This is a genomic window from Aliihoeflea sp. 40Bstr573 (assembly GCF_024105655.1).
Taxonomy (GTDB): domain Bacteria; phylum Pseudomonadota; class Alphaproteobacteria; order Rhizobiales; family Rhizobiaceae; genus Aliihoeflea.
Genome location: NZ_JAAAMH010000010.1, coordinates 94,870 through 107,467, shown reverse-complemented (window position 1 = coordinate 107,467; position 12,598 = coordinate 94,870). Strand labels below are relative to the sequence as shown.

Genomic DNA, 12,598 nt, shown 5'->3' with positions numbered 1-12,598 from the left:
TCTTTCGGGGCCGAATCACTACATTGCAGGGACCATGTCCGGATTTCCCGACGATATTCCCTTCTTCGACGAGGACGACCGTCCCCGACGCCCTGCCCCAGCGCCCCAGCCTCAGGGCGGAGGGCTCGCCGCGCGTGCCATGGCCGCGCGCCGCCCCAACGCGCCCGACTACCTCTCCGGCCTCAACCCCGAGCAGCGCCTGGCAGTTGAAACCACGGAAGGCCCGGTGCTCGTCCTCGCCGGCGCCGGCACCGGCAAGACGCGGGTTCTGACGACGCGCATCGCGCATATCCTGTCGACCGGCCGCGCCTATCCCAGCCAGATCCTCGCCGTGACCTTCACCAACAAGGCCGCGCGCGAGATGAAGACGCGTATCGGCGTCCTTGTCGGCGAAGCGGTCGAGGGCATGCCATGGCTCGGCACGTTCCACTCCATCGGCGTCAAGATATTGCGCCGCCATGCCGAACTCGCGGGCCTGAAATCGGGCTTCACCATTCTCGACACCGACGACGTCGTGCGGCTGATCAAGCAGTTGATCCAGGCAGAAGGCCTCGACGACAAGCGCTGGCCTGCGCGCCAGTTCGCGCAGATGATCGACGGCTGGAAGAACAAGGGGCTGGGACCGGCAGACATCCCCGAAGGCGATGCGCGCGCTTTCGCCAACGGCAAGGGCCGGGAACTCTACAAAGCCTATCAGGACCGTCTTCAGACGCTCAACGCCTGCGATTTCGGCGACCTTTTGTGCCACCCCATCCGGATCTTCCGGGCACACCCCGATGTTTTGCGCGAATATAACGAGAAGTTCCGCTACATCCTCGTCGACGAGTATCAGGACACGAACACCGCGCAATATATGTGGCTGCGGCTTCTGGCGCAGCGGCCGCAGGCGCCGGACGGCTCGCGCGTCGCACCCAATATCTGCTGTGTCGGCGACGACGACCAGTCGATCTATGGCTGGCGCGGGGCCGAGGTCGACAACATCCTGCGCTTCGACAAGGACTTTCCCGGCGCGACCGTCATCCGGCTCGAGCGCAACTACCGCTCGACCTCGCACATCCTCGGCACCGCCTCGCACCTGATCGCGCACAATGAGGGCCGCTTCGGCAAGACGCTCTTCACCGAAAAGGCCGATCCGGACGATCCGCGCGTCATGGTCCACGCCGCGTGGGATTCGGAAGAGGAAGCGCGCGCGCTCGGCGACGAGATCGAGTCCCTGCAGCGCAAGGGCAACAATCTGAACGACATGGCCATCCTTGTTCGTGCGTCGTTCCAGATGCGCGAATTCGAGGACCGCTTCGTTACGCTCGGCCTGAACTACCGCGTCATTGGCGGCCCGCGCTTTTACGAGCGGGCCGAAATCCGCGATGCGATGGCCTATTTCCGGGTAGTCGCGCAGCCCGCCGACGACCTTGCCTTCGAGCGCATCGTCAATGTCCCGAAACGCGGGCTCGGCGAGGCGACGATCCGCCAGATCCACGACACGGCGCGCGCGCTTCGCATTCCGATGCTGGAGGCGGCCTCCAAGCTCGCAGAAAGCGACGAACTGAAGCCGAAGCCACGGGCCAGCTTGCGCGAGGTCGCGGCCAATTTCGCGCGCTGGCAGACCTCGCTCGAAACCATGTCGCACACCGAACTCGCCGAGACGATCCTCGAGGAGAGCGGCTACACCGAGATGTGGAAGAACGACCGTTCGGCCGAGGCGCCGGGCCGGCTCGACAACCTCAAGGAGCTGATCCGCTCCATGGAGGATTACGAGTCGCTGCGTTCGTTCCTCGAGCACGTCGCGTTGGTCATGGATGCCGAGCAGCAGGAAGAGATGGACGCCGTCTCCATCATGACGCTGCATTCGGCCAAGGGTCTCGAATTCGACACCGTCTTCCTGCCCGGCTGGGAAGAAGGGCTTTTTCCGCACCAGCGCGCACTCGACGAGGGCGGGCGCTCCGGTCTCGAAGAAGAACGCCGCCTCGCCTATGTCGGCCTCACGCGGGCAAAAAAGAATTTGCATCTCTGGTTCACCTCGAACCGGCGCATCCACGGGCTCTGGCAATCGACGATCCCGTCGCGCTTCCTCGACGAACTACCCGACGCGCATGTCGAGGTGGCCGAGAGCGGCAACAGCAATTACGGCGGTTACGGCATCGGCCATGGCGACAGCTTTGGCGGCCGGCGCAACCCTTACGGCGCCTCGCGCTTCGACGATCAGGGGTCGTTCTCCAACACCTATGCGACGCCCGGTTGGCAGCGCGCGCAAAAGAACAGGACCGAGGCGACCGACCGCAACTGGGGCTCCCGCTCCGGCCATCAGGTGGAACGGATCGGCTATGGCGAGCCGGATTCGGGCTTCGGCGCCGGGCGGGGATCAGTCAAGGCTCGCACGATCGAAGGCGAACTGGTCGCGAAGTCGGTCGCTGACACGCCCTCGGCATTTTCCGTCGGTGACAGGGTATTCCATCAGAAGTTCGGCAACGGCAACATCGCCGCGATCGAGGGCAACAAGCTGACGATCGACTTCGACAAGGCAGGCCAGAAGCGCGTGCTTGACGGATTTGTCACGGCAGCGTGATCGCGTCCGAAGGTTGCATTTTCCAATTTTAATACACTTTTAAGTTGCAGGTGACATCGTTGGCCTGCACGGCAATGGTGCCTTGCACATTCCGCTTCCGGGCGGTTCGACTCCGGGATCCCTTCCGCTCACCACCCCCGCGGCGGAAGGGATTTCGGGTCCCCCGGACAGATCGTCCGAGGCCACATGCGTCTTGCGCTACTCTCTCCCCTTCTGTTCCTGTCCGGCATTGCGGCAGAGTCCGAGGCAGATGCTGCTTCGCCCATCCGGACAGAACTCTCCCTTTCGCGCCACTTCACCGACAATGCGCTGGATGAGCCGCTCGGGGTATCCGACTGGTACACGCTGATGCGCGGGACCGTCGGCGGAGACATCGACCACGCGCTTGGCCAGACGCGGATCACGCTCGATGGCGAGTTGCGCCGCCACGACAGCTTTACCATCGAGAACGACGCCGCCGGCGGCATCGAGACGCAGACGACGCTTCGCCCGTCGCAGGACCTCGAACTGCGCGGCACACTCTTCCTGCGGCACATCCGCGAGGGCGACGCGCTGGTGATCGAGGATCTGGCGATCGGGACGCAAACAGCAAAGACGAGCGGCGGCGCCAGTGCGGTGATCGGCCTGCGGCTGACGCCTTCGCTGGTCTCGACCACCGAGGTGAAGGGGTTTCGCGAGCGCGCACGCGATACGGTCTTCGAGGACGATCTTTTGCCAGCCTTGCGGTTCGAGCCGGATCGCGATCGCTTCTTCGCGAGCCAGGCGCTGACGCGGACGGATGGCCCGCTGCAGACCGGCGTGAGGGCAACGGTCGAGCGGACGATTTTCTCGGCAGTTTTCGACGAGCCGGTCGACCTCGACCGTCTGCGGCTTCGCGGCGAGATCGGCTGGCAAAACGAGGCTGGCCATGCCTTGGCCCTCGCGGTCGGCAGTGAATGGCTGCGCGCTTCCTTCGACCTGATCGACGTCGTGCGCCCCTCCATCGAGGCGACGGCCGTCGCGCCGGTTGCGGGCCTGGAACTGCGCGGCGCGCTGCGTACCGGTTTCGACAGCGCCGACACCGACGACCTTCTGGCTTCCTGGGTGCGTCGGGCAGAAGCGCAGATCGCATGGCCGCTCGCCGAACACCTCGCCTTGTCGACCGGCGTCTTCTTCGAGGTACGCGACAATCTCGTTCTCGACTACAGCGAGGACCGCCGCGGCATCTATGGCGAAGTTGGTTGGCGGGCTTCCGAAAAGGTGACGCTCGTCCTTCGTCTCGACTATCTCGAGACCCGCGCGCCGGTCATCGATTTCGCCAAGGACCGGCTGGACGCGTCCGTCGCGGTTCGAACCCGCCTTTAATGCGAAAACGGGCGACCGAAGCCGCCCGTTTCTTCAATCGGGATTTGCCTTAGCGGCGGCCCTTGCGGACGGAGTACTTGCTGGAGTTTCCGCCAAGAATGCCGAGCGTGCCGCCCAAAATGCCGTTGCCGTTGGCAATGCCGTTGCCGGTCTTGTTGCCGCTCAGAATGCCCGAGACGACATTGCCCGACGCGATCGGCGAGTTGTTGAGCACCGACGTGCCGTTGAGCAGGTTGAGGTTGCCGGTGCGGACCGACGGCGAGACGTTGACGAGCCCGCTCGAATAGTTGTGCGAGTTTTTGTTGCCGCCGCCGCCCCATCCGCCGGCATGTGCCGACACACCTGAAAGAGCCATGGCAAGAGCTGCGGTCGTGGCGATGATGAAAGACTTCATGTGGACTTCTCCTCTCTGGTTCGCATCGGTTCGGTTCGCTTCCGAAGATGAGGAGGCCACAACAATGCCGGCTATACAATCTTGAATTGCAGCAATTCATTAATACAACCGATAAACAGCCGATTAACCTTTCGCCTTGACCTTAATGTGCGCCATTTGAATCAAACCTTATCGGATCGATACTTGGCAACGAACGCTTCGATCGAAAGCTGCTGCATGTCCGGCAGCGCTTCGGCCAGTTTCTCGTACGGCCAGTCCCACCACGCCATCTTTGCCAGTGCCGTGGAGACATCGGCCGGGAATCGCTGGCGCAGAATGCGTGCCGGCCCTCCGGCGACGACGGCATAGGCAGGTACGTCGCGCGTGACGACGGCATTGGCACCGACGACCGCGCCATCGCCGATCGAAACGCCGGGCATGACGACGGCGCCATGACCGATCCAGACATCATTGCCAATGGTGACGCGTGCGCCCTGCCGATGCGCCCGATAACCGGCATCGACGCCGTGGAAGCGGAAATACTCGTTCGGCCGGTAGGTGATCTTGTGCGTGGTTATGCGTTCCATCGGGTGTTCGAGCGCATTGATGCGCACGTTTGCAGCGATTGAGCAGAACTTGCCGATGGTCGTGTAGATCGCCTCGCCATGGCGCTCGAAATAGGAAAAGTCACCGACCTCGACGTCGCGCAGCAGGACCCGAGAGCCGACAGAAACGAAGCGCCCGAGACGACAGCCCTTGAGCTCGGCCGTCGTGTGGATCTTCGGTTCGGAATCGTGCGGCAGGAAGGCGGTCATCGCAAAAGCGTGTACGTGGACCGCCGGACGGCGGCAAGATGACATCTTTCAGTGCCGCCGCGCTGCCGCTATATCCATCTGATGACCAGAAACCGGATCGCGACACCGCTTTTCCTCGCCGCCGGCGCGCTCGCGCTTTCGGCGGCGACCGGGCTTGCCTTCGCCGGCTGGCTCGACAGCGGCGCGCGCATCTTCATGGCCATGACCGAGACCGGCCTCGCCTGGTGCTTCTGACCTCGATTTCACGAATCCTAACGGACGACTGCCGACATGCGGACCCTTCTCGTTGCAAGCGTAATCATCGTGGCTGCTGCCGTCGGCTGGATCAGCTTCGACTGGTATGCGAACCGGACGGTCGCGCGTTCCTTCGGCGAGCCGTTCACGCTGGTCGACCAGCGCGGCGAGGAGATCACCGAAGCCGCCTTCCGCGGGCACCCATCCGCGGTTTTCTTCGGCTTCACGCACTGCCCCGAAATCTGCCCGACGACGCTCTACGAGATGGATGGGTGGCTCGACCAGCTCGGCGAGGAAGGTGAGAACATCCGCGCCTATTTCGTCTCGGTCGACCCTGAGCGCGACACGCCCGAAATCCTCAATACCTATGTCGGCAACGTCTCCGACCGCATCACCGGCATAACGGGCGAGCCGGCAAAGATCGAGGCGATGGCGAAATCCTTCGGCATCTTCATGCGCAAGGTGGAACTGGAGGGCGGCGACTACACGATGGACCACACTGCCTCGATCCTGCTCCTCGACAGTTCGGGTGACTTCATGGGCACTATCGCCTATGGGGAGAATCCCGAAAACGCCGTCGCCAAGCTGAAGCGCCTGGCAGCGAGCTGACACCACCAAAGGACGACGCGGTGCCCCAGACCCGACTTTACTTCAGCGCCGCGAAGAAGGACGCCGAAGCCGCCTACAGGCAGCTCGAAACGCTTCTCGAGGATGACGGCTTCCCGATCTCGATCTTCGAGCTCGACGAGGATGCCGGCATCGACGAGGTGTCGGTCTATGTCGACGGCGAGCCGGATGGGCTGGAGGCCCGCATCGCGGATGTGGTGAAGGCCCACGCGCCCGGCGCGACGCTCGAACGCGAAAACCTCGACGACATCGACTGGGTCGCGAAGTCGCTTGAAGGGCTGAAGCCCGTTCGGGTGGGCCGGTTTCTCGTTCATGGCGCGCATGACCGCGACAAGCGTCGCATCGGCGACTTGGCGATCGAGATCGAAGCGGGCCTCGCCTTCGGCACCGGCCATCACGGCACGACGGCCAGCTGCCTGGAACTGATTACGCAAGTCACGCGCCGCGAACGCCCGCGCACAGCGCTCGACCTTGGAACAGGAAGCGCCGTGCTGGCGATCGCGCTCGCGAAGCTCTGCCGCATCCCGGTGCTGGCGACGGACATCGACCCCATCGCGGTCGATGTCGCGCGCCAGAATGTGAGGTTGAACCACGCCCATGCCTATGTCGACACGGTGACGGCAGCGGGCTTTCACCACCATGTCTTCGCGAGATGGCGGCCTTTCGACCTGATCGTCGCGAACATTCTCGCGCGGCCCTTGATGACGCTCGCACCGCAAATGGCGCGCAACATCGCGCCGAACGGCTCGCTGATCCTGTCGGGGATTCTCGAGCGTCAGCGCGAAGCGGTGATCGCGGCCTATGTCGGCCAGTCCTTCCGCCATGTGCGCACCATTCGCCGCGAGGGATGGGTGGCGCTGCATCTGAAGCGCTGACCAAAGAAAAAGGGCGGCCCGCCCCCGGACCGCCCTTTCCCCCGATGTCGCCCCTGGGGCGAAATTGTGTCGTCTAGTAGAGGTAGGAGCCGCCTGCGCTCTTCCTCAGTTCGGCACGCGTGTAGCCGTGCGAACGAAGCGTCTCGTCGTCGAGCATGAGGAGCGCGCTGTTCACGTAACGGGTCGCCTGCTTCGAACGTGCTTCGACGAGGGCGTCCATTGCGCCGCGGAAGAACCCGCGCTTTGCTGCATTTGCCATATCGTCTTCTCCTTGATCCGGTTGGAAGAATGTGTCCTCCACGAGCAAGAAGGTAAGCATTGCTGACCTTTCTCACCAGTACCGATGCTGCATGGCTTCCATCTCTTTTTGCATATGCGAAGCTGTAATGCTGCGGTGCGTCAATCCAGGCGGCCTCGTATAAGGGTTTCGCGGTTCCATGGGGCGCGCTATGGATCGCCGACACACCCGATGCGAGCAACCATGTTCCAGACATTCGATAGCCATGCCGATTCCTCCCAAGGCACCGAGCGTGTGCCGCTGCTGCGCGCTGAATTGGCAAGGCGGGGGATCGACGGCTTTCTCGTGCCACGCGCGGACGAGCATCAGGGCGAGTATGTCGCCGCACGCTCCGACCGGCTGAAATGGCTGACGGGCTTCACCGGTTCGGCCGGCGCGGCAATCGTTCTGAGCGACAGAGCGACGATCTTCGTCGACGGCCGCTACACGCTGCAGGTCCGCGACCAGACGGACGCAGAAATCTTCGGCTATGAGAGCCTCATCGATACGCCGCCCGCCAAGTGGATCGAGGCCAATCTGAAGCCAGGCACACGGCTCGGTTTCGACCCGTGGCTGCACACGATCGCTGAGACGAAAGCGCTGCGCAAGGCCTGCGAGAAGGCCGGCGGCGAACTCGTCGCGCTCGATAGCAATCCCATCGACGCGATCTGGACCGATCAGCCGCAAGCGCCGACGGGCGCGGTCGCGATTCAGCCGGTCGGCTTTGCCGGCGAACTGGCCAAGGACAAGATCGTGCGCATCGGCAAGGCGATCCGCGAGGGCGGCGCGACGCATACCGTTTTGACCGATCCGTCCTCGATCGCCTGGCTCTTCAACATCCGTGGGGCCGATGTCGAGCATACGCCGCTGGCGCTTGCATTCGCCATCGTCCCGGCGGAAGGCCGCCCGTCGCTTTTCATCGAACAAGCAAAGCTCGGCATCGAGGCCAGGGCCTATCTGACGCAGCTTGCCGAACTCCACGCCCCTGCGGCGCTGCAAGCTGCCCTGCGCACGCTGGCCGGTGACGGTGCAAAAGTCGGTCTTGACCCGCAGCTTGCCGCCGAATGGCTGCGCGGGGCGATCGAGACGGCCGGCGGCGCGACGATCGAGCTGCCCGACCCCGCGCGGCTGCCCCGCGCCTGCAAGAACGAAGCGGAACTGAACGGTTCCCGCGCCGCCCACAAGCGCGACGGTGTTGCGGTCGTGCGCTTTCTCGCCTGGCTCGACGCGCAGGATCCGGGCACGGTGGATGAAATATCGGTCGCAAGCCGCCTGGAATCGGCCCGCGTGAAGGCCGGCGAAGACGTGCAGATGCCACTGCGCGACATCTCCTTCGACACGATTTCCGGCTCTGGCCCCAACGGCGCGGTGATCCACTATCGCGTGACGACCAAGACCAACCGCAAGCTAGGAGCGGGCGAACTTTATCTGGTCGATTCCGGTGGCCAGTATCAGGACGGCACGACCGACATCACCCGAACCGTTGCCATCGGCAGGCCGACGGAAGCGATGCGCCGGCACTATACGCTGGTCCTGAAAGGGCTGATCGCCATCTCGGCGCTGCGATTTCCGGCAGGCACGCGCGGGCAGGACGTCGATCCCTTTGCGCGCCGCGCGCTTTGGCAGGCCGGGCTCGACTTCGCACATGGCACGGGCCACGGCGTCGGCTCGTTCCTGGCCGTCCACGAAGGCCCGCAGCGCATTGCGCGAACGGGCACGCAGGCGCTTCTGCCCGGCATGATCCTGTCGAACGAACCCGGCTATTACCGGCCTGGCGAATATGGCATCCGGCTGGAGAACCTGATCGTCGTCGAAGATGCTGCGCAGGTCGAGGGAGGCGACATCCCGATGCATGGCTTCGAGACGCTGACGCTGGCCCCGTTCGACCGCCGGCTGATCGACGTCGCGCTATTGGAAAAGGCCGAGATCGACTGGCTCGACGCCTATCACGCGCGCGTGGCGGCCGAACTGTCCGATCAACTTGAAGACGACGTCAGGGCGTGGCTGGAGGCATCAACTGCGCCGCTGTCAAAGTAGGTTGCGGCCTGCGACAAGGACGGCGGCGCCGATGACGAACATGGTCATCATCCCGCTGCGCCAGCCGACGATGCCGGCGACGACAAGGGCCGCGATCTCGGCCGCCCCGCCGTGATAGGCGGCGGGCGCAATGAGCGTCGTCAGAACGGCCGCAGGCACGGCGTTGAGACTTGCCTCCACGCGTGGATGGACGCGCTCGAACCGGGACAGGACGAGGTGCCCGCCGATGCGCGACAAATACGTCAGCACCGCGCCGGCGAGGATGATCCAGACGGTGGTGGTCATGCTACGTCCTCGCCATCGCCATTTCCGGTTACCGGCATGAAGGCGGCGAGCGCCATGCCGGCGGCCGCGCCGACAGTTACGTGCCAGGGCGAGCCGATCGCCTCATATGCAGCGATGGACGCCACCGCGCTCGTGACGACGATCGGCAGCCAGAGTGGACGCGTACGGAAGGACAGGACGAGGCCCAGGAAGTAGATCGGCAAAAGAAAATCGAGCCCGAGCGCATACGTATTCGGGATCAGGCTGCCGAAACTCGCACCGATCCATGCCTCTGTGACCCAGCAGACGTAAATCGGCGTTGCCATGCCCATGAACCAGGCGAAGGTGACCCGCTCGCCATTCTCCGCCTTGCGCTCGGCCTCGGCATATTGCGGATCGACCAGGAAGAAGAAGCCGAAGGCGCGCTGCGCCGGCGCCCAATGCGGCACGCGCCGGCCAACCGCGGCCGAATAGAGCACATGGCGGAAATTGACCGCGAAGATCGACAGCGCGATCAGCCACGGTGCGACATGCTGGCCGAAAAGGTCCAGCCCCACCATCTGGCTCGCGCCCGCATAGACGGTCGCGCTCATCAGCACCGCCTCGCCGACCGAAAAACCGTTGTCGACCGCAAGCGCGCCGAACAGCAGCCCGAAGGGCGCGGAAGACAGGACGACAGGAGGGCTCTTGCGCATGCCGCGCGCGAATTCTTGGGCAAAAGACATGCCGCCCTCATAGGTCGGCATCGCTGCCCTGTCACATGAAAATGCTTGAACCATGAGGGCTGGGTCGTAGGACCATGGGGTGGTGGGGTTTTGTTCAGGAGTTGCTTCGCAACGAGTCCTGGTTGGGACCCCCACCCTTTATCCCTCCCCATAAGGGGGAGGGAGTTCGTCAGCTTCGTGCCCGCCTTCCAATGAACCACCCGGATTGAAGGATGAAGCGCAACGCCAATGCCCTCCCTCCCCCTTGTGGGGAGGGACAAAGGGTGGGGGTCAATTCAGAAAAGACCGGTTGCGCAGCAACTCCGCTTCTACCGCACCCGCGCGAACCACTCATCCTCGTCGATCACCTCGATACCCAAGTCCGTCGCCTGCTTCAATTTGGAACCGGCGCCCGGCCCGGCGACGACGAGGTCGGTCTTCTTCGATACAGATCCTGCTACCTTGGCGCCCAACCGTTCAGCCATCGCCTTGGCCTCGTCGCGCGACATCTTTTCGAGCGAGCCGGTGAAGACGACCGTCTTGCCCGTCACCGGCGAAGACACCGCCTGGGGTGCTTCCTCGTCGAGCGGCGTCACCTCGGTCAGAAGCGCGTCGACCGCCTCGCGGTTGTGCGCTTCTGCGAAGAACTCGACCAGCGCTTCGGCAACGACCGCACCAATGCCGTTGACGCCGACGATTTCCTGCCATTCGGCATTGCCCAGGTCGCCTTTGCCTTCTGGCATTTTTGCAGCTTCCGCTGCCTCACGCATCGCTTTGAAACTCAGGAAATGGCGCGCAAGGCGCTTGGCGTTGGTCTCGCCGATATGGCGGATGCCAAGGCCGAAAAGGAAGCGCGAATGTTCGATGCGGCGGCGCTCATCGATCGCCGCAAAGAGCTTCTTCACCGAGACTGCGCCGAAACCGTCGACATTCTCCAACTTGGCGAGCGACTTTTCCTGCCGCGCCTTAAGCGTGAAGATTTCCGCCGGCGCCTTGATCTGGAATGCGGGGTCGGGGTGGTTGTAGAAGAACTCGATCTGCTTTTCGCCCAGCCCCTCGATGTCGAGCGCATTGCGCGAGACGAAGTGGCGGATGCGCTCGACCGCCTGCGCCGGGCAGACGAGCCCGCCAGTGCAGCGCCGAACCGCTTCCCCCTCCTCGCGCACGGCATGGCTGCCGCAGGCGGGGCATCGGTCAGGGAAGATGTAGGGCTTGGCGTCGGCCGGCCGCTTTTCGGGCAGGATGTCGAGTATCTGCGGGATGACGTCGCCCGCGCGCTGGACGATGACGGTGTCACCGACGCGGATGTCGCGACCCTCGCGGATCGGCTGGCCGTTGTTGCCGATACCCTTGATGTAGTCCTCGTTATGCAGCGTCGCATTGGTTACGACGACGCCGCCGACCGTGACCGGCTCGAGCCGCGCGACCGGCGTCAGCGCGCCGGTGCGGCCGACCTGAATGTCAATCGCTTCGAGGCGCGTCATCGCCTTTTCGGCAGGAAACTTGTGCGCTGTCGCCCAGCGCGGGCTGCGCGAGCGGAAGCCGAGCCGCTCCTGAAGCGCGAGGTCGTCGACCTTGTAGACCACGCCGTCAATGTCATAGGGCAGGTCCGCGCGGTTGGTTTCGATCGACCGATAATGGGCGATCATCTCGTCGAGGGTCGCGCAACGCTGCATCAGCGGATTGACCGGGAAACCCCATTTGCCGAGCCGCGCCACCGCGTCGAATTGAGTCGCGGCCAGATCCTCCGACGTCTCGCCCCAGGCATAGGCGAAGAAACGCAGGGGCCGCGTCTTTGTCACGTTCGGGTCGATCTGGCGCAACGAGCCGGCGGCGGCGTTGCGAGGATTGGCGAAGACACGGCCGCTGTCGGCCATGCGCTCGTTGAGCGCCATGAAGTCCTCGCGGGCCATGTAGACCTCGCCGCGCACTTCCAGCACCTCAGGCGCATCCTTCAACTCGTTCGGAATGTCGCCGATGGTGCGAATGTTGGCGGTGACGTTCTCGCCCGTCGTGCCGTCGCCGCGCGTCGCGGCGGTGACGAGGCGGCCGCTTTCGTAGCGCAGCGACATGGACAGGCCGTCGATCTTGGGCTCGGCGGTGAAGGTGAGTTCGTCGTCGGGTTTCAGTGACAGGAACCGGCGCACGGACTGGACGAAATCGATCACGTCCTCATCGGAAAAGACGTTGTCGAGCGAAAGCATCGGCCGCGAGTGGCGAACGGGCGTGAATGCGCCGGCGGGTTCCGCGCCGACCGCGAGCGAAGGCGAATCCGCGCGCACCAGTTCGGGAAAACGCGCCTCGATCGCGGCATTGCGCTGACGCAGCGCATCGTACTCCGCATCGGAAATCTCGGGCGCGTCCTTGCCGTGATAGAGCGCATCGTGGCGGGCGATCTCGACAGCGAGCTCCGCCAGTTCGTCCGACGCCTCCTGTGCTGTCAGATCATCGACGGATTTCGGGGACTTCGCCATTGAACAGATTC

12 protein-coding genes are annotated in these 12,598 nt (G+C 64.0%); 6 read left to right on the top strand and 6 right to left on the bottom strand.

From position 1 onward, the window contains the following. The first annotated feature begins 34 nt into the window (after positions 1–34). Together GTK01_RS13880 and GTK01_RS13875 are read left to right on the top strand one after the other, a co-directional pair. Positions 35–2,563 carry an ATP-dependent helicase gene (locus GTK01_RS13880; protein ID WP_252926647.1) on the top strand — a complete coding sequence of 843 codons (2,529 nt, stop codon included), beginning with the start codon at positions 35–37 and terminating at the stop codon, positions 2,561–2,563. A 186-nt stretch (positions 2,564–2,749) separates the two neighbouring features. Beyond that, on the top strand, positions 2,750–3,907 hold the full coding sequence (locus tag GTK01_RS13875; RefSeq protein WP_252926645.1) for a hypothetical protein: 1,158 nt from the start codon (positions 2,750–2,752) through the stop codon (positions 3,905–3,907). 49 nt (positions 3,908–3,956) lie between these two features. On the opposite strand, the gene GTK01_RS13870 is transcribed toward GTK01_RS13875, so the two are convergent. Both GTK01_RS13870 and GTK01_RS13865 read right to left on the bottom strand, forming a co-directional pair. Then, positions 3,957–4,301 (bottom strand): hypothetical protein, encoded by a 345-nt coding sequence (locus tag GTK01_RS13870; RefSeq protein WP_252926644.1) that lies wholly within the window; start codon positions 4,299–4,301, stop codon positions 3,957–3,959. A 161-nt stretch (positions 4,302–4,462) separates the two neighbouring features. Next, positions 4,463–5,095, bottom strand: a complete 633-nt coding sequence (locus GTK01_RS13865) for a DapH/DapD/GlmU-related protein (protein WP_252926642.1) — start codon at positions 5,093–5,095, stop codon at positions 4,463–4,465. A gap of 51 nt (positions 5,096–5,146) precedes the next feature. Between GTK01_RS13865 and GTK01_RS13860 the strand changes: the two genes are divergently transcribed. From GTK01_RS13860 to GTK01_RS13850, 3 genes are read left to right on the top strand one after another with little or no spacing between them, the layout of a single operon-like run. Next, a complete protein-coding gene (locus GTK01_RS13860) occupies positions 5,147–5,329 on the top strand; it encodes a hypothetical protein (protein WP_252926640.1) in 183 nt (60 codons plus the stop codon). A 36-nt stretch (positions 5,330–5,365) separates the two neighbouring features. Further along, positions 5,366–5,938, top strand: a complete 573-nt coding sequence (locus GTK01_RS13855) for an SCO family protein (protein WP_252926638.1) — start codon at positions 5,366–5,368, stop codon at positions 5,936–5,938. 20 nt (positions 5,939–5,958) lie between these two features. Next, a complete protein-coding gene (locus GTK01_RS13850; RefSeq protein WP_252926637.1) occupies positions 5,959–6,831 on the top strand; it encodes a 50S ribosomal protein L11 methyltransferase in 873 nt (290 codons plus the stop codon). Positions 6,832–6,904: 73 nt separating this feature from the next. Here the strand turns inward: GTK01_RS13850 and GTK01_RS13845 are convergent, their stop codons facing one another. Beyond that, a complete protein-coding gene (locus GTK01_RS13845) occupies positions 6,905–7,090 on the bottom strand; it encodes a hypothetical protein (protein WP_252926635.1) in 186 nt (61 codons plus the stop codon). Between the two features lie 222 nt (positions 7,091–7,312). Here GTK01_RS13845 and GTK01_RS13840 point away from each other — a divergent pair, with 222 nt between their 5' ends. Next, on the top strand, positions 7,313–9,145 hold the full coding sequence (locus GTK01_RS13840) for an aminopeptidase P family protein (protein WP_252926633.1): 1,833 nt from the start codon (positions 7,313–7,315) through the stop codon (positions 9,143–9,145). On the opposite strand, the gene GTK01_RS13835 is transcribed toward GTK01_RS13840, so the two are convergent. The 3 genes from GTK01_RS13835 to ligA all read right to left on the bottom strand — a co-directional run bounded on the left by GTK01_RS13835 (position 9,137) and on the right by ligA (position 12,587). Beyond that, positions 9,137–9,430: an AzlD family protein gene (locus GTK01_RS13835; protein ID WP_252926628.1), complete on the bottom strand. Its 294-nt coding sequence runs from the start codon at positions 9,428–9,430 to the stop codon at positions 9,137–9,139. The two genes, GTK01_RS13840 and GTK01_RS13835, sit on opposite strands and share 9 nt — an antisense overlap. Beyond that, on the bottom strand, positions 9,427–10,134 hold the full coding sequence (locus tag GTK01_RS13830; RefSeq protein WP_252926626.1) for an AzlC family ABC transporter permease: 708 nt from the start codon (positions 10,132–10,134) through the stop codon (positions 9,427–9,429). Before GTK01_RS13830 ends, GTK01_RS13835 begins: the two co-directional genes overlap by 4 nt. A gap of 308 nt (positions 10,135–10,442) precedes the next feature. Further along, entirely contained in the window at positions 10,443–12,587 is a 2,145-nt protein-coding gene (gene ligA / locus GTK01_RS13825; RefSeq protein WP_252926623.1) for an NAD-dependent DNA ligase LigA, read from the bottom strand. Positions 12,588–12,598: the final 11 nt, after the last annotated feature.